Genomic DNA, 21,830 nt, shown 5'->3' with positions numbered 1-21,830 from the left:
ATTAGTCCCGTGTTGTTGTTCTTCCTGCTTTTCATAAGTATGGTTGATTTGGGAGTCTTAACCTATAAAGGGACATATTTAACGGAGCAGGATATAATGCATGGATATCTGTTATTGCCACAGGTTTGTGCATTCATGCGGTGGTCTGGATGATCTACCGGATTTTCGCAGGCCATCCCGAACTGGACATTTCGGCAATCCATCGCGTTTATTTTGGAAGGTACGCGGGAAAGGCAGTGGACCTTTTTTTTCTGCTCTATTTTGCATTCGGCGCATTTCTGATGTGTAGAAGTCATATCGCCGTTATCCGAGTTTGGCTCTTTCCGACGATTCCCATATGGTCCATTTTACTTATTCTCCTTATTTTGTTTTATTACACGGTTTCCGGCGGTCTTCGGACGATTAACGGAGCAAGCTTGTGGGGAACCCTTGCCGTTGTTTTGTGTAAAATTCCATTAGTATTCTTATTGTGGAAATATCTGCACCCGTTGAACTTGAAGCCTTTAATCGACCATACACTGCAAGAATTTCTAATATCCTCAAAGGACATGACGCTTCAATATATCGGTGTAGAAGCATTACTCATGCTTTATCCCTTTATCAAATCGCCGGCTAAATCTCAGAAATGGGCACAATTATCTGTTCTAGTTGCCACTGTCCTTTATACGGCACTGATCCTTATAACCTATATGTTCTTCAGCGAAGGTCAATTGAGGCTCCTGATCTGGCCCACTTTCCATATGTATATGATTATTCAACTTCCTTTCTTTCAAAGGTTGGAATATTTGGTGACATCCATTTTCTTGGTACCTCTGTTAGCTAACATTTCCCTTAGTCTTTGGGTTTCCTGCCGATTTGCCAAGCGAAGCTTTCATCTGAAGCAGTGGATAAGTTTGCTGGTTCTCCTTGGGGGAATTGGCATCTTGGGTATGCTTATAACCAATTACGAGACGTTGCAAAAGTTGACCAAGATGTACAATACCGTTGGTTTTTATGTACTGTATGCTTACATCCCGATTCTCTTTATCATTTCACAGCTCAAAGCCCGTCGAAGTTTAAAAACAACATAATTCAACCTAATGAAGACACAGCTCCCTGTCAGCATTCTATTCTTCTCGTTATAATGAGATGAGGAGATCGTAAGTTGAGAGGAGGCCGGGTATGACCAATGGGTTCAAGCCGGGGGAACGCTGGTTGGATACGGAAGGAAACCCGATTCGCGCACATGGCGGGGGAGTGCTTTATGATGAAGGTCTATACTATTGGTTTGGCGAAATGAGAGACGGGTTCAAGAGTTTTCCCGGTATTAGCTGTTACACTTCTGAGGATCTATTGAACTGGACGTATCGGGGCATCGCGCTAGCGCCGGTGGAAGCGGAAGGTCATGAGCTCCATCCGGACCGCATCATTGAACGTCCCAAAGTGATCAGACACCCGGAAAGCGGACGTTATGTCATGTGGATGCATGTGGAGAATAAGGGCTACGGCCTGGCTCATGCAGGAGTTGCGGTCAGTGACAAGCCTGACGGACCTTATACATATGTAGGCAGTTTCCGGCCGAATGGAGCAGAGAGCCGAGATATGACGCTGTATCAGGATGATGACGGTCAAGCTTACCTGATTCACGCTACGGATAATAATGCCAATTTACAGATCAACTTGTTAACGGCCGATTATCTTGCCATGGACGGGCGGTTCAAGAAAGTATTTCAGGGACAATTTCGCGAAGCGCCCGCCTTGTTTAAGCATCAGGAACAATATTATATGATTGCTTCCGGCTGCACGGGTTTTAGTCCGAACGCATCCTATTACGCTGTATCGGATTCGATTATGGGCGAGTGGAAAGTACAAGGGATGATTGCAAGAGGAACTGGGCGCGAAAGCACGTTTCATTCCCAACCGACCTATGTGCTGACTGTGGCGGGCCAAGAGAATCAGTACATTCTCATGTGCGATAGATGGAGATACCCGAACCTTAGCGACTCCCGTCATGTATGGCTGCCTATTCAGTTCGAAGGCGATCAGATTTATATAGAATGGATGAATTCATGGAACTTTCAAGCGTTTAACCGCGGTGTGCATATAGATGTGGCGGCGGGTCCTGAATTAGCAGTGCCGCATGGAGCTGTTTTAGAGCATAATCAGAGGCCATTTCATGGCGGTTCAAGTCTCGGAGAACTGGATTTTGTGCCTGACAAAAAGGATTTACGCGCATCCGCTCATATGACCTGGCACGAGAACGGACTGGTATTCCACATCAGACTCATCGGGGAAAAGCTTCCGGGGGTGATTGAACCGTCCAATCGGATTTGGGACAAGGATCATGTGTGGATTGCGGTAAATCATTATCAATATAGCTTCGCTAGGTTGCCTGAGGGAAAGTGTTCTGTAGTTACTGGCACGTATCTGGATTATGTCGACATAGGTTCGAGCTTCCCTGCGGATGCGGAGCAATATGTTACTGCTTCATGGAGCCGCGGGGAAGAACAGACGCTCGATTTCCATATTGAAATTGGAAGAGATTCGGCCGATTTCCCGTTGTTTCGTCAAGGTACGGAGCTCCCCTTATCGATTACGGTACAGGTAAATTCGCGAGATATGCCCAAAGAAAGAGTGTGGACACCTGCGGGGTGGATCTGGGGAGATCCCCGGACATATGTTCGAGCTCGGTTCGCGGAATAGTTTTGAGAAATACATTAAACATAACCCAAGGCAGGAGTAATTAGACTCCTGCCTTTGTGCGTTGCGGTGAACTTTGGTCGATGGGTTAGTAACTGAAGACCATATTCGTAGTATTAGCTGTCAACAACGTGCAAGAGTCGCACATTCTTCTTCCCGAGATGTTGCTAAGATGATGGTAAAGGCAACACGGAAAGCGAGGAATGGCAATGGAACTGAAATTTGAACAAACTCCATCGGAAATTATCGTACAGCAAGGTAACGAATGGAGAAGGCTGCACCCTGACGGTCCGAACTGGTCAGCGCCCGGAATCGAGGTGAGACTTGAGGATACAGGCAGCAGATGTGCTGTTTATCTCATGAGTAATCATGAAGAGGTTCTCCGTATCGCCATTCGGTGGAAGGGGGAATTTCCCCAGGGAACGCATATCGCAGCCGACCATTGGGAGCGAGGTTATGGCGATCTCGAGTGGCGCGGGATGATCAGTGAGCGTGTTATGCCATGGTATTGGACGGCTTATACGGAAGGGCAAGTCTACGGCTTTGGTGTGCAAACAGGCGCGGCAGCGCTTTGTTTCTGGCAAGCGGACGCATCCGGCATCACGCTGTGGCTTGATGTGCGCTCGGGCGGCTGCGGCGTTATACTGAACGGAAGGGAATTGCTGGCCGCGGTTATCATTCGTCATGAGGGACAAGCGGGGGAGACTCTGTTGGAATCGATGCATAGATTCTGCCGGGTGATGTGCGAGCAACCTTTGCTTCCTGATGAGCCGGTATATGGAGGAAATAACTGGTACTATGCTTACGGGGAAAGTTCGCATCGAGAGATTCTCTCAGATACGAAACGAATTGCTGCGCTTGCTCCGTCAAGCGGTCCCCGTCCCTATATGATCATTGATGACGGCTGGCAAATCTGTCATTCGAGGGTCTGTAACGGCGGTCCATGGTTTGCCGGCAATTACAAATTTCCCGATATGGCCGCTCTTGCAGGAGAAATGAAATCGCTGGGGACACGTCCGGGTTTGTGGATGAGGCCGTTGCTGACTACAATGAAGACTCCTGAAGAGTGGCAGCTCAACAATAGGAGAAACGTGAATTTTCCTTTTGAAGGAACCATTATGGATCCTAGTATCCCGGGGGTGCTGGATCAGATTCGGGAAGACGTTGAACGTGTAGCGGCATGGGGTTACGAGCTGATTAAACATGACTTCAGCACGTTTGATCTGTTCGGAAAGTGGGGTTTCGAGATGGGGTCGCAGCCGACAGATGACGGTTGGTCATTCGCCGATCAGTCGCGAACGACTGCCGAAATTGTTACAGACCTGTATCGTGCCATCCGTGAAGCATCAGGAAATGCTATAATCATTGGCTGCAATACGATTGGGCATCTCGCTGCAGGCTATGTTCATCTGCAGCGCACAGGCGATGATACCAGCGGAAAGGTATGGGAACGCACTCGCAAATACGGGGTGAACACGCTTGCCTTCCGAATGCCGCAGCATCAAGCTTTTTTCGCCGCAGACGCCGACTGTGTCGGCATAACAGAGCAAATTCCTTGGCATCTGAACAAGCAATGGCTGCATCTTCTTGCGAATAGCGGCACACCGCTGTTTGTATCGGCGCATCCGGCGGCAATAGGAAGGGAGCAGGAAGAGGCTTTGGCTGAAGCTTTCCGTGCAGCATCGCAACCGTTGCCCGCGGCAGTACCGCTGGATTGGCTGGAAAACAGCTGTCCCGCCAGATGGCGGTTAGGCGGAGAGGAAGTCCGATACGATTGGTTCGATCTGATGGAAACAGCGACGCTTAAACATGGTACGATATAAGTGTAATTAAAGTGACCACAGGGGAAGCCACACAGATGCAAATGTGCGAAATCAGTAGACGCTGATGTCGAATATGGTCACCAATCCTATGGATTAAACTCGAGCGGAACAGATCAGCACCAAAATCGCAGGTTAAGATCATTGAATTCCCTCTATGATGTAAGCGTTTGTAAAGTATGATGAATACGTAAATAATTTTAATACTAAGCAAAGAGAGAAGGGGAACAATGAAACAGAAATTCATGCTTTCAGCTCTGATTCTGCTCATGGTATTTATTACAGCATGCAACAGCGGTAACAACGGGGTCAACGAAGCGAACGGCGGTAAGAAAGTGAACGAGGCGGCAGGTAACGAAAAGCCGGTGAACGAAACACCGAAAGAGGAGAAACCGGACCCGCTCGGTCCGCAGGCTGAGAAAGTCAAATTCACAACGGTTGTCTCGACAAACCCGGATCCGAAGTTTCCGGCAGGTCAAACGTATGAGGACAACGATTATATCAAATTCCTCGAAGAGAAGCTGAACGTGGATGTGGATGTCATCTGGACGGCAAACAACGACGGTCAGGTATTCGGCAACAAGTTGAACTTGGCGATCGCAAGCGGCGATATTCCGGATATATTCATGATCAGCGACACCAACTTCGGTTATGACGCCAGAACCGTGCTTGAGCGCATGGCGAAAGCGGATATGATTGAAGATTTAACTGAAGTATACAAGAATTATGCCTCCGATGAAGTCAAAGCGCGTTTCGAATCGGAGAGTAATAAAGCACTGGATTATGCGTCGCTTGACGGGAAGCTGATGGGGCTGCCCAATCAGGCGGATATGACCCAACAGATGCTTGTATGGGTGCGTACCGATTGGCTCGAAGAATACAAGCTGCCGGAACCCAAAACGTTGGCGGATTTGAAGAAGGTTGCTGAAGCTTTTGCCAAAAACGGTAAAACGGGTCTTGCGGTACAAAAGGATATTATGAGCACGAACGGCGGTATGCACACCCTAGATGCGCTGTTCTCGGCGAATAACGCCTATCCGCGGAATTGGTTAAAAGGTGAAGACGGTAAATTGATCTACGGCGGCATCGATCCAAAAGTGAAAGAAGCGTTGGCGTCGATTATTGAGCTGTATAAAGCGGGCTTGATCAACAAGGATTTCGGTGTCATTGACGCAGGCAAGACAACAGAAATGCTCACATCCGGCAAAGCCGGCATGATGTTCCAGCCTTGGTGGGCTCCTCACTGGCCGCTTGGCGAGGTTGTAAAGAACGATCCGAAAGCGCAATGGAAAGCTTTCCCTCTGCTGGACGCAAGCGGCGTTATGAACGCGTCCGCGGATAAAGTGGTGAATACGTACACGGTCGTCAAGAAAGGCTTCGCCCATCCGGAATTGGCTGTTAAGTTCATGAACTGGAGTGTAATGTACAGCCAGAAGAAGGTGCCTGAACTGAAAGCGCTGGATCTTAGCGAAGGCTGGTCCGCTTCGAACGCGGAAGGATCATTCGCGATCACAACCGCCCCGGCATACACGGATACCACGATTCGCAGCTATATGAAATTTAAAGCGGTTGAAGACGGTACGGCGGGTGAGGATACCTTGGATGAATCAGAGCAATCCATTTATACGAAAATCAAGTCAGAGAAAGAAAATCCAAAGAAGGACATCTCCCATTGGCAGGAATATACCGCTTGGATGGAAGGCATTGGTGCGGTAGCTAGCGGCAAGTCCAACATTGTATACAGCGAATTTAACGGTCAGACAGAATCCATGAAGACGAAGTGGGGCACGTTATTCGACCTGCAGATGAAAACCTATGTGAAAATCATTATGGGTGAACAGCCTATAGATTCGTTCGATAAATTCGTAGACCAATGGAAGCAGCTTGGCGGCGAGCAGATTACGAACGAAGTGAATGAAGCAGTTGTAAAATAGAAACGGATGCAGTAAGTTGTGACTTATGTGAAAGGTTGCCTAGACAGGTCCGCAGGACGTGTTTAGGCAGCCTTTTTGTTATGAATACGGGCTCTATTTTGCCATTAGTAGACGAAATTCGCAGGTCCTCAACCCCGCTTTCTCTCACAGGAATACCGCATGTTGCTCTATAGTAATAAATATAAACTTAACTAATTCTACTAACGTAACAGGAAGGCGGTGGAGGATATGGCCGATTCAGCCGATGCGAAAATGACGATGCCGGTGTCAACTGCGCAACCTCTATACAACAGAACAACGAGGAAACATCCTTTCTACAAAACCAAGTGGTTTCATTATCATTTGATGCTGCTGCCGCTCCTGATCCTGATCGGAATCTTTAATATCGCGCCGATGTTCGGGATTGTGCTGGCGTTCAAGACCTTCAACCCCTCAAAGGGAATTCTGGGTTCGCCCTGGGCAGGACTTGCTCACTTTCAGTTCGTTATCCAGAATCCCGAAAGTCTTATTATTCTAAAAAATACGCTGATCATTGCGGCTATGAAAATTTCGGCAGGACTCGTGGCGCCAATCCTGTTCGCGCTGATGCTGAATGAAATTCGCGTCCGCTGGTTCAAGCGAAGCGTGCAGACCTTGGTATACTTGCCCCATTTCCTGTCCTGGGTCATTCTGGCAGGGATTTTCAGAGATATCTTCGGTCTGGAAGGCATTATCAACCAGTCGCTCGGGAAACTGTTTCAGATGGAACCGATTATGTTTCTCGGAAGTAATGATTGGTTTCGTCCGATTCTTGTCCTTACCGATACCTGGAAGGAATTCGGCTTCGGTACTATTATTTATCTCGCGGCATTGACCAGCATTAACCCGGCGCTTTATGAAGCAGCCGATATCGACGGCGCATCGCGCTGGCGGAAGATGAGGCATATTACCCTTCCTGGTATCGCTACAACCATCGTTGTGCTGGCCACCTTGAGTCTGAACGGGGTACTGAACGCGGGCTTTGATCAGGTGTTCAATATGTACAACGCCCTCGTATACGATACCGGCGATATTATCGACACCTATGTGTACCGAATGGGTCTCGTCAGCGCGCAATACGAAATTGCTACCGCAATCGGTCTGGCCAAGTCTATCGTCAGCTTTATATTAATCGCCATTACGTACGGATTGGCCTACAGGTTTGCAAATTATCGTATATTCTAATTTCATCTTCCAACCTCAGAAAGAAAGGGGAGGGCCCCAATGGTTACATCGAGAACCTTCAGCGACAAGTTCACCGATTTCCTGTTGTATACGCTGCTCATCATCATTTCGTTTACGGCCATCGCGCCGTTAGTGCATAGTGTTGCCGTTTCCTTCAGTCAGCCTTCGTTCGCCTCCGCCGGTTTCGTAACTTTCTGGCCCAAGGGCTTCACGGTTGCTTCCTATATCGGCATTCTGGAAGACAGTAAATTCTGGACCGCGTTTATCGTTTCGCTGAAACGGGTTGTGCTCGTATCCGTTATTTCGTTAATCGTAACGCTGTTAGCTGCATATCCGCTATCCAGAGAAACCCGGGATTTCAAGCTTCGCAACGTCTACATGTGGCTGCTCCTGATTGTCATGATGTTTAACGGCGGACTCATCCCGCTGTACCTTGTGGTCAAGAATCTGAACCTGATTGATTCGATCTGGGGACTTGTATTGCCGATGGTCGTCAATGTGTTCAACGTTATACTTGTCGTTAACTTCTTTCGCAATTTGCCCAAAGAACTGGACGAATCGGCGTCTATCGACGGCGCGGGTCCGTGGTACATGATTTCTCGCATCTATGCGCCGCTGTCGTTGCCAGTGCTTGCAACGATTACTTTATTCACCATCGTCTATACATGGAACGAATTTTTCCAAGGGATGATCTTCGTTAATCGCCCGGATAATATGCCGTTGCAATCCTACCTGCAGCAATTGATCGTTCAAATCGATCCGACCCGCGTCACTTCGGAGGATCTGGACCGATTACAGAGGGTGTCCAACAAGACGTTGAATTCGGCCAAAATCATTGTCAGCATGATCCCCGTGCTGCTCATTTACCCGCTGATGCAAAGATATTTTATAACAGGGATTACGATGGGTTCAGTGAAAGAGTAGTTGTAAGGGAAAACCGTCAACAATGGCGGTTTTATTCCTTTTTTTTGATATAATTAGAGGCGAAGAAATGTGGAAAGGCGGGGAAGAGCATGCCTCAGGCGGAGAAAGCCATGTCCGTCATTCGAAATCTATTACTTCCTTACGCGCTGAAATACAGGTTGCTGCTAGTGCTGGGTCTGGTGACAGTCGTCCCTTTTGTGCTGGTTGGAGGAATGACCTATTATTCTACCTATTCGATATTGCAGAACAAGATCGAGAAGGGTGTGTATAAGAATCTTCGTTTGGAACGGGAAGCGATTGAAGAGGTCTTCGAGAATCTGAATTACGCTTCCAAGCAATTGGCCCTTGACGGCAAGATCGGGGACAGTTTACAGAAGTATATGGAAACGGCGGGGACAAGCGAGCAGCAGATGCATAAACGATACATTGATGCTTCCATGACGCTGACGAATTATACGAATCCCAGTCTGGGCCTCATGTCCTACTATATGCCGTCCACCCATGAATATCTGTTTAACAGTCTTTCTGTGGATCTGGACGCCAATATGTTTTCAAACCCTGTCATGAGCAAAGAAAAGAATATCATATTTTACGGTCCTCATCGAACGTTTTACCGCAACGGCAACCAAACCGTGTTCTCGGTCGTCCGGGAATTGAATGTCGAGCAAACGATAGGGGACTTGTTGATTCCGCAGAAACCGGAAATACAAGGGCTTGCTCAGAAGACGTATATCTATATTGAAACCAATTTCAAGTTATTTAATAAATTGATCAGCAGCGAACAGTACGGTTACCAGGTGAAGCATTTGATTCTCGACCAGAATGAAGAAGTGCTGTATAGCGAAGACGAGAAAAGCTTTCCGAAAGGGTATCCCCTGAGCGGCATACCGACGGGCGCGGCCAAGGAACAGAAAGATTATTATATGTTTCGGGATATTAGCAAGGCGGGCTGGAGCTTGTTGGCTGTCATTGATAAGAGCGCTTACAATCAGGAAATCAATCAGTGGTTCCGTAATCTGCTGCTGATTGGAATGTTGACGCTTATTCTGAGCTTGGCGCTTGGATGGATTATATGGCGGATGATTTACAAACCGATTTCCCATTTCAAGGAGGATTTCCGACTGCTTGCCAACAACCAGTTCGATATGCAAATCCGGTATGTCAATATTATGGAGTATGACGATCTACTGAATAAATTCCATTTCATGAAGGAACGGATTGTAGAGTTGCTGCAAGAGGTGGAGACCAAAGAAAAGAACAAACGTCATCTGGAGGTCGAGAAGCTGCTGTTTCAGATTAATCCGCACTTTTTGCATAACACGCTTAACACGATTCAATGGATTGCGGCGATGAACAAACAGCAAGAGATCGTCAATCTGATTTCCACGTTCACAAGGGTACTTCACTATAATCTGGCGAAAGACGGCCATATCGTTACGATCCACCAGGAAGTACAAGCGCTCCGGGATTATCTGGAGCTTCAACAAATCCGTTATAATCACAAGTTCAGTGTGAATATCCAGGAAGACGCGGGAGTGGAACAGTTGCAGGTTCCCCGGTTCTTGCTTCAGCCGCTGGTGGAGAATGCCATCTACCACGGCTTCCGTCAGCAGGACGGCGCGATTGAGGTGTCGGTTAAGCTGCAGGATGAGAACCATTTCCTCATAATGGTTGAGGATAACGGTGAAGGGATGTCGTTAGAAACTCAACAGAGGCTGTTACGGCAAGATGAGGGGGAACAACGCAAGGTTGGTTTAGGCATTGGTCTGAGCTATGTCGATCAGATGATCCGGGTGTATTACGGTGAGCCTTACCGGTTGGAAATCGTCAGTGAACTGGGTCTCGGCACGCGGATGATGATGCTGTTGCCGATTACAATGAAGGGAGCGGAGCCTCAACATGATCAGAACGTTAATCGTGGATGATGAATACTTGGTTCGGCAAGGATTAATTCACATTCTTCCTTGGAGCAGTCACAATATGACCATTGTGGGCGAAGCCGATAACGGTGAATCCGCGCTTGAATTTCTGGAGAGTAACGAGATTGATCTGCTTATTACAGATATTACGATGCCCGTCATGGGGGGCTTCGATCTGTTGCGCAAAGTTCGCACTAAGCATCCGCGGTTACTTTCAGTCGTTCTCACCTGTCATCAGGAATTCCAGTTCGTACAGGAAGCGCTGAAACTCGGCGCGCTGGACTACATGGTCAAGACACAATTAGAGAAAGAACGCGTGGAAGAAGTGCTGCAGCGCATTACGAATCGAATTCAACAGCTGCAAGCTATACAGGTCGGTTCAGAAGATTCGCCTGTCACTACCGCCCCTTTGTCGGCTCCAATAAATTGGGGGATGCTTCTGATGGCCAAGACGGAACTCCCGCATGCAGCAAAACTTCTACTGAGCCAATGGAGCGGAGCGGGTCTGTTTCAAGTGAAGAACAACGCCTGGTTTTTGCCTCGTCGAGAATCTACCGTCGAAGTTGTGGAGTCGGAGCGGGTTTGGGAACAAATGGACTCGGTGCATTGGGAAGTTGTTGTGGTGAATGAAATCGAACCGTTTCATCCTGGGGAGGTATCTGCGAGGCTTTCGGCTTTTCTTGAACGGGATTGGTTTTATGAGTATGAGCATGGGAAACAAACCTACTATATCTCTTGGGCGCACCTTCGTCCTGCCAAGGATACGAGGGGGGCAGGAGGGCTGAAGAAGGAGGCGCATAGCGAATGGGAGAAGATCTGGCACAGGTTCTCATGGGTATATGATCAGAGCGCGTGGCAAACCTTTCGCACAGAGCTTCTTAAAGCTAAACCGGCTCATGAGGACATCCTGCGGCTTGCGGCCACGACGGTGGAGGGCTGGGGGGAATTGTTGAAGGGAGATTTATACGAACCGTGGAAGAAGCGTTTGCGAAAGGCAACGTCTTGGCAGGAATGCGAACAAGTGCTGGGGGAAATCCGTCAATCGCTTATGGCTGCGGCATCCAAGCTGCACTTGTCTAAGGAAGTGTCCATGAGCGTTCTGCAAGCGATTGACTATATGCGCCGCGGAATGAAGAGCGGTATGAATCAGGAGGATGTGGCGCAGAAGGTCAACATCTCTCGGGGCTATTTCAGCAAGTGCTTCAAGGATATGGTGGGGCAGCCTTTCAATGAACTGATGAAGCAATTTCGCATTCGCAAAGCGGAGGAATTGTTAACGACGACGACGATGCCGGTCTATCGCATTGCAGAGCAAGCCGGATTTCAGGATGAAAGGTACTTTAGTAAGGTGTTTCGGGATAATGTAGGATTATTGCCCAGCGAATATCGGTCCTCCAGGATAGGCTCGGGTGCCGGAGTCTAAAGTTCACTATGAATATGGCAGGAAATGGCTTACTGCTGCCGAAAGCAGATGCAAACCATACGGACGAAAATTCGGAACAGCCGAATTAACGAATAAGGAAAGTAGGTAATCGTATCATGTCTGATTCAACTTCAGAAATTCTGTTATGGCCTGAGGGTGCGCCACTGGCCAAAGGCGCGGAGAGAGACGATTGTCCGTCCATTACTCCATATCTGGTCCAAGCGAATAAACCTGTCGCCGCAGTAGTAATCTGTCCCGGCGGCGGTTATTGGCTGAAAGCGCCGCATGAGGGTGAACCGATTGCCCGTTGGTTGAACAGTATCGGAATTTCCGCTTTCGTATTGCATTACCGAACCGCGGACGCAGATTACCACTATCCATGCCCTTTGCTGGATGCTCAAAGAGCCATCAGGACGGTCCGCTGCCGCGCGGAAGAATGGAATGTTGATCCGGACCGGATCGGTATTCTGGGTTTCTCGGCCGGCGGGCATCTTGCGGGCTCAATTGCCACACTCGCAAATGTAAGCTTCGCTGAAGGACACCCGCTCGATGCGATTGACAGTCTGGATGCGAAACCGAACGCGTTGGTGCTGGGTTATCCTGTCATTACGATGGGCGATGGGAGCCATTCCGGATCCTTCGATAATTTACTCAAGGGTCAAACTGATCCGGCGATTCGTGTTCGATTCTCCCTGGAACGTAATGTCGATGCCTCTACGCCGCAAGCCTTTCTATGGCATACCGCAGATGATGAAGGCGTCCCGGTTACCAACAGCCTGTTGTTCGCGGAAGCACTGACCAAGTATGGCGTCCCTTATGATTTGCATGTATTTCGCAAGGGCGCCCATGGTTTGGGCTTGGCTGAGGACGACGCGCATGTCGGGAAATGGACGGTTGTCTGCGCCCAATGGCTTCAGGCTATCGGGTTTGCGTCAATCCCTGTAACGGCGCCATAATCACAGAATTACAAAGAAAATCTCCCGACCATTTGCGCGGGAGATTTTCTTTTGTTAATGATTGAGGACCAACTCCCGGTATTCCATGGGCGTCATTCCCGTCTCTTTTTTGAAAAAACGTGTAAAATACGGAGGCGATAGAAAGCCCACCTTTCCGGCGATTTCATGCACTTTCAGGCGGTTGTCGCGCAGCAGCGCTCTCGAGCGTTTAACTCGTTCATCGGTAATATAATGCATTAAACATTGATTCGTAACGCTTTTGTACAATCGGCTTAAGTAGCTTCCATTCAGACGGACGATATCGGCAAGGCTGCTCAAGGAAAGGTCCGCATGGAGGTTGGATGCGATATAACTGTGTAAGCGGGCGATGAGTTCGGCGTCCTTGTCCGTTGTCACATGGATGAGATCCCGGAACGTGAACAGCTTGGCGCCATAATCGCTTAAATAGTTTAGCGCGGAATCCCGGCTGTGATGCGAGGTAATTCGCATTAATGTATCCGAGTCCACAACAGAATCGCTGCCGCGGTTGATATGGATTCGATTGGCTATGGAAAGCAAAGGCGTCGCGATCGTATAGTACCACTCGGTCCAGATGGCCCACGAGACTCCTTGGACCGCAGGGGTGCATTCTTGCAGCCACAATATGAATTCGGACTTCTGCCCCGCAAAGAACATGAACTCGATTCGAAAGGCCTGACTCATCTTCCGGCGCAACATATCCTCGGCCAACAGGGCTTCCGCGCGGCTGATTGGGGGAAATTGAATCATTAGTTTCTCTCCTACATTACATTGATAAGGCATGTAACCATTATATGCCCTCAACAGCGAAGCTACGGATAGAAAGCGGTTATACATTATGAGAAAATGGTGCTTTCCTCGGTAATGCGGGAGATTTTCGTTTGAATTTCAAAATAAAATCAGACCATTTCCACATCGGCGCGGTTTGGTGCGCATTGCATCTTCTGATTAAATATGTTTTACTAATACATAAAAGTTGTAGAATAAGGAAATTGTGCGGAGTGTAAAGGAGCCATTGGCATGCGGGAAATAGTACAGTTAAAGAAGGGGCCAGTTGTCTTGTACGAGCAAATGCGGTTGCGTATTCTGGAGCTGATTCTCGAGCAAGGATTACAGCCTCATGATCCGGTGCCCTCCGAAGCGGAGCTTGCGAAACTGTTCGGCGTGAGCACGCGGACCAGCAAGGAGGCCTTGCTTCAGTTGGCGAAGGAAGGGGTCGTGTACCGATTACCCCGGCGAGGGACGTTCTTGGCAAAAGCGGAGGTAAAGCTGTCGGAAGATCATAGTGATAATGTGTCGGGTGAAACAAAGAATTCCGGCAGCCCGATTAGGAATAATCGGCAATTCGAAGCTTCCGTAAAGGACCACCCGAGCCGGTCGGTCCCGCGGACAGTCGTCATTGTCGTTCCGGCGTTGGACGAATATGCGGGCAAGGTGTGCGAAGCCGCATCAAGAGCGCTTCAGTCCGAAGGATATGAAGCCGTGCTTCGGTTTTCAGACGGCGAGCTGGACGCGGAAGAAGCAATTATACGCGACTTGAAGGCATCTCCGGGTATTGAAGGCATCATTCTGTTTCCAGGGAATCGGAGAACTTGCGGTGATGAGGTCCTTCGGCTTCATCTTGAGAAGTATCCGATCGTGCTCGTTGACCGGATGTTCCGTGAAATCCGGATGTCCAGTGTATATCATGATCACTTCCAGGGCGCTTATCAGTTGACTCAATATTTAGCGGACATGGGCCATCGGTTAATTGGCTTCGTCTCGGAGGATATATCAGGGATCATGAGCAGAGAGGATCGGTATTACGGTTATACGCAAGCCCATGCGGACAGGGGGATGGCGGTACAGAGCGAAGCCGTGCTATTGAAGTGGGGAGACCGCCATCAGGAAACGGAGGCTGCGGAGGATGTACTGCAGCGATATCTGAACAACAATCCGGGCATGACGGCTGTATTCTGTTCCAATGATTATGTCGCTCTGCAGCTTATGAACGCGGCTGGACGGATCGGGCGCCGAGTGCCGGAGGATTTATCCGTGGCCGGGTTCACGGATTTGGCATTCGCAAGGGTGTTGGCCGTGCCGTTAACGTCGGTGCGCAAACCGACGGGGCCGCTAGGCGAAGGCGCGGCAAAGCTGCTGCTCGAAAGAATACGGCATCCCGAAGCGGAGGCGTTGACCGTGAAGCTCCCGACCGAATTGGTGCTGCGCGAAAGTGTCAGCAGAATAGGCATGGAATAGAGGTAAACTCTGTGAACGTTTAACAACGATCATAGAGTTTTTTTAATTTGCGTAAGGGGTTGCATGTATCACTGATACAAAATAGTATTAAATTATATCAGTAATACATATCACACGGAGGTGCCGGAATGCCCGCAAATTTAAAGCTTGGAATCAATCTGGGTTTTGCCATCAACAAATATGTGGAGCCGCATGTGTGGACGAAGATTGTCGCGGAAGACATGGGACTCAAGTATGTGCAGTTTGTTGCGGATTTGCTGAATGTGTTTTTGCCGGAAGAGGTTGTCAAGGAGCAGGTCCATCTTATAAATGAAAACACGGCTAAATACGGGCTCGAAATCACAAGCACCTTCACCAGCGCCTTCACTCGCGTTAACCACTTCATGCATCCGGATGCGGCGATGCGCAAAGTTTGGCTTGATTGGTTCAAGAAGTTCGCGCAGATATCCACGGAAATGGGAGCCAAATCAACCGGCAGCCACTTCGGCATTCTCACGTTCGCGAATTATGACGATCCGAAGCGCCGTGAATATATCATCGAGGAAGGCTTGAAGCACTGGAAAGAACTCAGCTGGCATTGCCGCGATCTCGGGATGGAATTTCTGATGTTCGAACCGATGTCGATTCCCCGCGAGATGGCCAATACCGTGGCAGATACGAAGGAGCTCTTGGAGCGGTTAAATGACGGGGCAGGTCTTCCGTTCAAAATCTGTCTCGATGTAGGCCACGCGCCGCATCCGAACGATCGGGATCCGTACCGCTGGGTTCGGGAGCTCGGCAAGGACTCGCCGATTATTCATATTCAGCAAACGGAGTTGAACCACAGCCGTCATTGGCCGTTCACCGAGGAGTATAACAAGGTAGGCATCGTCCTTGGGGAACCGCTTCTTGAGGCGATTGAAGCTTCCGGCGCGGAGGAGGCGGAGCTGATCTTCGAAATTGGGCACCGCGAGGCTTGGGGAAGCGAATTCAAGATTATTCAGGATCATGTGGATTCCGTGAACTACTGGAGACAATTCGTCAAAGCGTAACAAACGAATGAACAAACAAACAAACGAACAAACGAACGTGAAGGAGTGGAAACCTGATGAAAGCAGCTGTTCTGCACGGCATTTCCGACTTGAGGGTAGAGGACATCGGCATGCCGTCACCGGGGGCCGGTGAAGTTCTCGTAAAGGTCCGCGCCTGCGGCGTATGCGGCTCCGACATTCCGCGCGTCTTCACGAAAGGCACGTATTCGTTCCCAACGGTGCCGGGACATGAATTCGCGGGAGAAATATCGGCTGTCGGCGAGGGCGTCGACGCCTCTCTGATCGGCATGCGCGCCGCGGTGTTCCCGCTCCTCCCTTGCCGCAGCTGCCCTTCCTGCGAAATTGGCGACTATGCCACCTGTTCGAATTATGACTACATGGGATCCCGCTCGGACGGGGCTTTCGCGGAATATATCGCTTGTCCGCTGTGGAACATCGTTCCCGCGCCGGCTGCGTTAAGCTACGAAGAGATTGCCATGGCGGAACCTGCGGCGGTCGCCATCCATGCGCTCCGACAGGCGAAGATCGACATCGGCGACGCCGTCTTCATCAGCGGCGCAGGTCCGATCGGCATCATGCTCGGACTGTGGGCGAAGGCGTGGGGCGCAAGCCGCGTTCTTCTTGCGGATATCGACCCTGAGAAGCTGGCATTCGCCCGCGAACAGGGCTTCGAGCACACGGTGAACGCGTTTGAGCAGGATGTGCAAGCATGGGTGCGCTCCGTGACGAATGACCGCGGGGCAGACGTCTGTGTCGAAGGAGCCGGTTCTTCGCCGTCATGGGAGAATTGCCTCAAGGCGGCGCGTTCCGGCGGCCGTGTCGTGCTGATGGGCAATCCGGCCGGCGAGATGAAGCTTTCCCAGAACGGATATTGGGAAATATTGCGCAAGCAGCTTACCGTGAGCGGCACCTGGAATTCGTCGTATGCGAGCATGCCCAAGAACGAATGGAAGCTGGCGCTGGACTTCATGGTTGCAGGTCGGCTCAACCTGAAAGGACTAATCACACACCGGACTGATCTGGACGGTTTGCGCGAAGCGATGGAGATGATGCGCGACCGGACGGCATTTTATAACAAAGTCATGTATACGAACTTATCCTAAAGACGACATGGAGGGATTACGATGAAAGCAGCGGTACTGGAAGCATTGGATCAGATGGTTGTAAAGGATTTGCCCGTTCCCGAGGTGGATGACGACAGCATTCTGATGAAAGTGGAAGCGGTAGGCATTTGCGGTTCGGATATTCGGATTTATCACCATGGCAACGCCCGGGTCCAATTGCCGCAAGTGTTGGGTCACGAGGCATCGGGCCGCGTTGAAGCGGTCGGCAAGAATGTGAAGCGGTTCAAGGCGGGAGACCGCATATCCCTTGGCGCGGATGTGCCGTGCGGCGAATGCATCTTTTGCGAAGCAGGGCAAGGCAACAACTGCCAAATCAACTATGCGATGGGATACCAGTTTGCGGGGAGCTTTGCGGAATACGTTCTTTTGAACAAAATGGTTGTCAATTACGGTCCGATTCACAAAATCGCCGATCATGTCACGTTCGAGGAAGCCGCCCTGGCTGAGCCGTTAGCATGCGTGTTGAACGGTCTGGAACTCTCAAATGTCAACATTGGCGACACCGTTGTCGTCCTTGGCGCGGGTCCCATCGGATGTATGCTGTGCGAAGTCGCGCGTAACATGGGGGCAAGGGTCATTCTGGTGAACCGTTCCCGACCGCGGCTGGAGATGGCCAAGAAGATTGATGCCGCCCATGTGTATATTTGCGCCGCGGAAGAAAACAGCATCGAGCGTGTGCTGGAAGAAACCGGCGGTTTGGGAGCGGAAGTGGTCATCACTTGCAATCCATCCCCGGAAGCCCAATCCGATGCGATCTACATGGCTCGCAACCGCGGCCGCGTCAATCTGTTCGGCGGATTGCCGAAGGACCGCTCCAAAGTGACGATTGACACCAATATCATTCACTATAAGGAATTGTTCGTGCATGGCGCGCATGGGTCATTGCCAAGACATCACCGCCAGGCCGTGGAGCTGATTAACAACGGCACGATCGATATGAAGAAGTACGCGACGGATCAATTCAAGCTGGAGCACATTAACGAAGCGATTGCCAAAGCGGAGAGCCACGAAGGCTTCCGTGTCATTGTGAAGCCCTAACCGACATATGCAAGCAACAGGAACCAACCCTTTAACGAAAGGAGGACCTCTTATGGCAGGCAAAATCTCCCCCTCCATGATGTGCGCGGATTTCCGGCGTCTGGAGGATCAAGTGCGCGAGCTGGAGCAGGCTGGCGTTGAATATTTGCATTGGGACATTATGGACGGACGATTCGTTCCTAATTTCACATTAGGTCCGGATCTGATGAACTGTGTGAGGGAACTGACGGCGATTCCGTTCGATCTGCATCTGATGATGGAGCGTCCTGAGGATCATCTTCACCTGTTCGACATCCGGCCGGGCGACATCGTTTCCGTCCATCAGGAGTCCACAACCCACTTGCAGCGCACACTGCAGGCCATTCGCGAGCGCGGGGCGAAGGCAGCCGTTGCGTTAAATCCGGCGACACCTGTTTATACCGTGGAGCATGTGTTGGATGACATCGATGTGCTGCTCATCATGACGGTCAACCCCGGCTTCGCCGGTCAGAAGCTAGTGCCGGCCACGCTAAAGAAGCTTTCCAACGTCAAGACTTATTTGGCGGCGCAAGGCTACCCCGATATTGAGATTGAAGTCGACGGCAATGTAAGCTGGGAGAACGCCGTGCGGATGCGCGAGGCCGGCGCGGATATCTTCGTGGCGGGTACGTCCAGTATTTTCCGCAAGGGCGAGAATATCCAGGAACTCACGAAGCAGTTCAGAGATTGCATCGCTTAATAGATAACAAACATCAACAAAAGATAATAGTATCAGAACGCGGCGTCTTATATGATATATGGGACGCTTGATTTTTGTTACATGATCAGGAAAGGGTTGAATTGACTATGGCTCTAAACATACACACACCGGAAGAGACACATCGGTTTCGCGGCAAATGGATTTGGGATGAGGGCATGCCTCGTCAATCCATAACCGGAGGTCATGAGTTGGTCTATTTCCGTAAATCGTTCCAGGTTCCTTCCGAAGAGGAATATAGCCTTGTACTGCGGGTTTCAGCGGATAGCCGGTATCGGCTTTATGTGAACGGATTCTCAGTAGCGATAGGCCCCTGCAAGGGGGATCGAAACACCCATTATTATGAAACGGTGGATGTATCCGAATATATAAAGCATGGCAACAATGTGATTGCGGCGAAGGTGCTGCACTATGCCACATCCGAACCCTTTCGTCCCGGTGCGGGGATGACCTCCGTATGGCGAGCGGATACCGGTGTGTTTCTGCTGGATGGAGAGTTGCGCTTGGCGGATACAGGTGTTGTGGTGGCATCCCTGCATACGGACGAACAATGGTTATGCTCCAAAGATGAAGCGCTTACCTTTGAGCAGGAATCGTGGATGACATCTATATTCCTCGGTGGTGTTGAACGTGTAGACGGTAGGCAATTGCCGCATGGATGGGAGCTTGAAGGGTATGACGCATCAAGCTGGAAGCCGGCTGTTATTATAAGCGACACCATATTGGGCGCGGGTATTCTTCCTCCTTGGCAATTGGCTCCTCGTCCGATTCCATTTCTGTTCGAACGGCCGTCCGCCTTCCGGGCAATTTCCCGCCGTGTTGCAAGCGGAAGTGTCGAGGCGGATCACGAATCCATGTTCTTTACTTCGAAAGCTGATCAACTGTCGGGACAGGATGCGATAGCGCCGCTCGTCCTTAAACCCCATTCAACTTACATCGTTGAACTGGATGCGGGCGAGCTGACAACGGGGTATCTGCGAGCAGAGCTTGCGGGAGGCCAAGCCAGCAGGGTGCGTATGTTGTCTTCGGAATGCTACGAGAGCGAACCCGTTGAGCACGGAAAGCGCAACAAAGGGTTGCGCGATTCGCTCCAAGACACATTTCTTGCCGGAGACGGGGATGAATATATCGCCGCGGGGTGCGGATCAGCGGCACAGGGGGCAGCATCGGAAATATATGAACCGTTCTGGTTCCGAACGTTTCGCTATATTCGATTGGAAATTCAGACGGACGAACAACCAATGACGCTGCTGCGTTTCTCCTATCGGGAAACAGGTTATCCGCTTGAGGTTAAGGCGTTGTTCAACTCGTCGGACGAGCGTTTGGCTCCGCTGTGGCGAATTTCGCTTAACACGCTGCAACGTTGTATGCATGAAACATATGAGGACTGTCCTTTCTACGAGCAGCTGCAATACACGTTTGATACAAGATTGCAGATCCTGTTTACGTATCAACTCAGCGCGGACGACCGCCTTGCTAGGCGCGCGATATACGATTATCACAGCTCATTGCTCCCTTCGGGCATTCTGCAAAGCCGTTATCCTTCGGTCGAGCCTCAGGTCATCCCGGGCTTCGCACTGGACTGGACTTCAATCGTCTGGGATCATTATCAATACTTCGGCGATCTTGAGCTTGTTCGGCGTTACCGGCCGACGATGGAGGCCGTACTGGGCTGGTTTGAGCGACGGCTGGACGATGCCGGGCTGGTAGGTCCTAACGACCCCGCGTATTGGAACTGGGTCGATTGGGTGGAGGCGTGGCCCGACGGGATTCCGCCGGCCACGCATGCAGGCGCGAACACCGCGTACAGCATGAAGTACGCGGTGGCGCTGGATTACGTCGCCGAGCTGTGCGAGGCGACGGGGCGCGGGGACGCGGCAGCCGAGTATAGGCAGCGGTCCCGCGATGTGCGCGCGGCGTTGCTATCGCGCGCGTGGTCGCCGGAGAAGCGGATGTTCCGCGATTCTCCGGACGTTGAGGCCTACAGCCAGCACATGCAGGTATACGGCGTGCTGGCGGGGCTTGTCTCTGGCGAAGATGCCAGAGAGTTACTGCGCCGCGCGCTGAGCGACAAGGAACTGCCGCAGATGTCGTACTCCAACGGCTTCTACGTATTCCGCGCGCTGGCGCTGGCAGGCATCTATGAGGAAGCTTACGCGGCATGGGAGCCTTGGCACCGAATGGTCGGCTTGAACATGACCTCGTGGGCGGAGGACCCGTTTATGCAGCGCAGTGATTGCCATGCGTGGGGAGCCGTGCCGCTCTATGATTTCACAGCCGAGGTGCTGGGTGTGAAGCCGGGCCTTCCGGGTTACGCGGAGATTCTTGTCTCACCGAAGCCAGGTCCGTTGACATGGGCGAAGGGAACTGTTGCGACGCCGCACGGTGAAGTATACGTTTCTTGGCGTGTGGATCAAGACACTTTCTTCATTGAAGCGACCGCTCCGCCGCGCATTCCTGTCAAGCTGATGATGCCGGACGGCACCGCAGTATACTGCATAGGCGGCGACAAGTGTACAGCGACTTGCCCAAGCTCGGTGCCGCAGGTACTGCAGTCTTGAATATAGAAATATAAAATTTAAACAACGGTGCACTAAGGTTATGGAGTTGTTGCAACATACCTTAGGCATCGTTTTTTGATGTGGGAAAATGGTCATGTCATTACATTCAGAGCACCGTTTTCACATAAGAAAGGATCATTTTCCGTTTATTATGTATTCGCTTACATTTATGATGTAAAGCATGAGGGCGTTTTGAAGTTATTATAGGTCAATGAAAAGCCTAGAT

The 21,830-nt window shown here is 50.5% G+C and carries 16 protein-coding genes; 15 read left to right on the top strand and 1 reads right to left on the bottom strand.

The features are described 5' to 3' along the window. Positions 1-125: 125 nt before the first annotated feature. The 9 genes from SY83_RS20290 to SY83_RS20250 all read left to right on the top strand — a co-directional run bounded on the left by SY83_RS20290 (position 126) and on the right by SY83_RS20250 (position 12,858). On the top strand, positions 126-1,070 hold the full coding sequence (locus tag SY83_RS20290; protein WP_197479908.1) for a GerAB/ArcD/ProY family transporter: 945 nt from the start codon (positions 126-128) through the stop codon (positions 1,068-1,070). Positions 1,071-1,161: 91 nt separating this feature from the next. Next, positions 1,162-2,682: a glycoside hydrolase family 43 protein gene (locus SY83_RS20285; RefSeq protein WP_068609863.1), complete on the top strand. Its 1,521-nt coding sequence runs from the start codon at positions 1,162-1,164 to the stop codon at positions 2,680-2,682. 206 nt (positions 2,683-2,888) lie between these two features. Continuing rightward, on the top strand, positions 2,889-4,502 hold the full coding sequence (locus SY83_RS20280) for an alpha-amylase family protein (protein ID WP_197479907.1): 1,614 nt from the start codon (positions 2,889-2,891) through the stop codon (positions 4,500-4,502). Positions 4,503-4,729: 227 nt separating this feature from the next. Continuing rightward, positions 4,730-6,433: a type 2 periplasmic-binding domain-containing protein gene (locus SY83_RS20275; protein ID WP_068609861.1), complete on the top strand. Its 1,704-nt coding sequence runs from the start codon at positions 4,730-4,732 to the stop codon at positions 6,431-6,433. Between the two features lie 345 nt (positions 6,434-6,778). Continuing rightward, positions 6,779-7,636, top strand: coding sequence for an ABC transporter permease (locus SY83_RS20270; RefSeq protein WP_068611239.1), 858 nt, complete (start codon positions 6,779-6,781; stop codon positions 7,634-7,636). Positions 7,637-7,675: 39 nt separating this feature from the next. Further along, complete coding sequence (locus tag SY83_RS20265; RefSeq protein ID WP_068609859.1) at positions 7,676-8,560, top strand: carbohydrate ABC transporter permease; 885 nt, start codon at positions 7,676-7,678, stop codon at positions 8,558-8,560. An 89-nt stretch (positions 8,561-8,649) separates the two neighbouring features. Further along, positions 8,650-10,485 (top strand): sensor histidine kinase, encoded by a 1,836-nt coding sequence (locus tag SY83_RS20260; protein ID WP_068609857.1) that lies wholly within the window; start codon positions 8,650-8,652, stop codon positions 10,483-10,485. Next, the gene (locus tag SY83_RS20255) at positions 10,460-11,902 is read left to right on the top strand and encodes a response regulator (protein ID WP_068609855.1); all 1,443 of its coding nucleotides are present in this window, start codon (positions 10,460-10,462) and stop codon (positions 11,900-11,902) included. Before SY83_RS20260 ends, SY83_RS20255 begins: the two co-directional genes overlap by 26 nt. Before the next feature lie 116 nt (positions 11,903-12,018). Further along, the gene (locus SY83_RS20250) at positions 12,019-12,858 is read left to right on the top strand and encodes an alpha/beta hydrolase (RefSeq protein WP_068609853.1); all 840 of its coding nucleotides are present in this window, start codon (positions 12,019-12,021) and stop codon (positions 12,856-12,858) included. Between the two features lie 54 nt (positions 12,859-12,912). On the opposite strand, the gene SY83_RS20245 is transcribed toward SY83_RS20250, so the two are convergent. Then, the gene (locus tag SY83_RS20245) at positions 12,913-13,626 is read right to left on the bottom strand and encodes a helix-turn-helix transcriptional regulator (RefSeq protein WP_068609851.1); all 714 of its coding nucleotides are present in this window, start codon (positions 13,624-13,626) and stop codon (positions 12,913-12,915) included. A gap of 270 nt (positions 13,627-13,896) precedes the next feature. On the opposite strand from SY83_RS20245, the gene SY83_RS20240 reads away from it, so the two are divergent. From SY83_RS20240 to SY83_RS20215, 6 genes are all read left to right on the top strand, one after another. Beyond that, positions 13,897-15,114 (top strand): GntR family transcriptional regulator, encoded by a 1,218-nt coding sequence (locus SY83_RS20240; RefSeq protein ID WP_068609849.1) that lies wholly within the window; start codon positions 13,897-13,899, stop codon positions 15,112-15,114. Between the two features lie 128 nt (positions 15,115-15,242). After that, positions 15,243-16,145, top strand: a complete 903-nt coding sequence (locus tag SY83_RS20235) for a sugar phosphate isomerase/epimerase family protein (protein WP_068609847.1) — start codon at positions 15,243-15,245, stop codon at positions 16,143-16,145. A gap of 56 nt (positions 16,146-16,201) precedes the next feature. After that, positions 16,202-17,248 carry a galactitol-1-phosphate 5-dehydrogenase gene (locus SY83_RS20230; protein ID WP_068609845.1) on the top strand — a complete coding sequence of 349 codons (1,047 nt, stop codon included), beginning with the start codon at positions 16,202-16,204 and terminating at the stop codon, positions 17,246-17,248. Positions 17,249-17,269: 21 nt separating this feature from the next. Further along, entirely contained in the window at positions 17,270-18,307 is a 1,038-nt protein-coding gene (locus SY83_RS20225) for an alcohol dehydrogenase catalytic domain-containing protein (protein ID WP_068609843.1), read from the top strand. 52 nt (positions 18,308-18,359) lie between these two features. Beyond that, the gene (gene rpe / locus SY83_RS20220) at positions 18,360-19,025 is read left to right on the top strand and encodes a ribulose-phosphate 3-epimerase (protein ID WP_068609841.1); all 666 of its coding nucleotides are present in this window, start codon (positions 18,360-18,362) and stop codon (positions 19,023-19,025) included. Positions 19,026-19,132: 107 nt separating this feature from the next. After that, on the top strand, positions 19,133-21,604 hold the full coding sequence (locus SY83_RS20215) for an alpha-L-rhamnosidase-related protein (protein ID WP_068609837.1): 2,472 nt from the start codon (positions 19,133-19,135) through the stop codon (positions 21,602-21,604). Positions 21,605-21,830 lie beyond the last annotated feature (226 nt).

The sequence above is a fragment of the Paenibacillus swuensis genome (genome assembly GCF_001644605.1).
Classification (GTDB): Bacteria; Bacillota; Bacilli; order Paenibacillales; family DY6; genus Paenibacillus_N; species Paenibacillus_N swuensis.
The sequence above is the reverse complement of the archived record's forward strand: the minus strand, read 5'-3'. Positions and strand labels throughout refer to the sequence as shown.

Bases quoted from the DNA above. Each gene is read 5' to 3' on its own strand.
- SY83_RS20275 (WP_068609861.1), top strand. From the start codon at position 4,730: ATGAAACAGAAATTCATGCTTTCAGCTCTGATTCTGCTCATGGTATTT.
- SY83_RS20260 (WP_068609857.1), top strand. From the start codon at position 8,650: ATGCCTCAGGCGGAGAAAGCCATGTCCGTCATTCGAAATCTATTACTT.
- SY83_RS20255 (WP_068609855.1), top strand. From the start codon at position 10,460: ATGATCAGAACGTTAATCGTGGATGATGAATACTTGGTTCGGCAAGGA.
- SY83_RS20235 (WP_068609847.1), top strand. From the start codon at position 15,243: ATGCCCGCAAATTTAAAGCTTGGAATCAATCTGGGTTTTGCCATCAAC.
- SY83_RS20280 (WP_197479907.1), top strand. From the start codon at position 2,889: ATGGAACTGAAATTTGAACAAACTCCATCGGAAATTATCGTACAGCAA.
- rpe (WP_068609841.1), top strand. From the start codon at position 18,360: ATGGCAGGCAAAATCTCCCCCTCCATGATGTGCGCGGATTTCCGGCGT.
- SY83_RS20215 (WP_068609837.1), top strand. From the start codon at position 19,133: ATGGCTCTAAACATACACACACCGGAAGAGACACATCGGTTTCGCGGC.
- SY83_RS20240 (WP_068609849.1), top strand. From the start codon at position 13,897: ATGCGGGAAATAGTACAGTTAAAGAAGGGGCCAGTTGTCTTGTACGAG.
- SY83_RS20225 (WP_068609843.1), top strand. From the start codon at position 17,270: ATGAAAGCAGCGGTACTGGAAGCATTGGATCAGATGGTTGTAAAGGAT.
- SY83_RS20230 (WP_068609845.1), top strand. From the start codon at position 16,202: ATGAAAGCAGCTGTTCTGCACGGCATTTCCGACTTGAGGGTAGAGGAC.
- SY83_RS20270 (WP_068611239.1), top strand. From the start codon at position 6,779: ATGCTGCTGCCGCTCCTGATCCTGATCGGAATCTTTAATATCGCGCCG.
- SY83_RS20250 (WP_068609853.1), top strand. From the start codon at position 12,019: ATGTCTGATTCAACTTCAGAAATTCTGTTATGGCCTGAGGGTGCGCCA.
- SY83_RS20285 (WP_068609863.1), top strand. From the start codon at position 1,162: ATGACCAATGGGTTCAAGCCGGGGGAACGCTGGTTGGATACGGAAGGA.
- SY83_RS20265 (WP_068609859.1), top strand. From the start codon at position 7,676: ATGGTTACATCGAGAACCTTCAGCGACAAGTTCACCGATTTCCTGTTG.
- SY83_RS20245 (WP_068609851.1), bottom strand. From the start codon at position 13,626: ATGATTCAATTTCCCCCAATCAGCCGCGCGGAAGCCCTGTTGGCCGAG.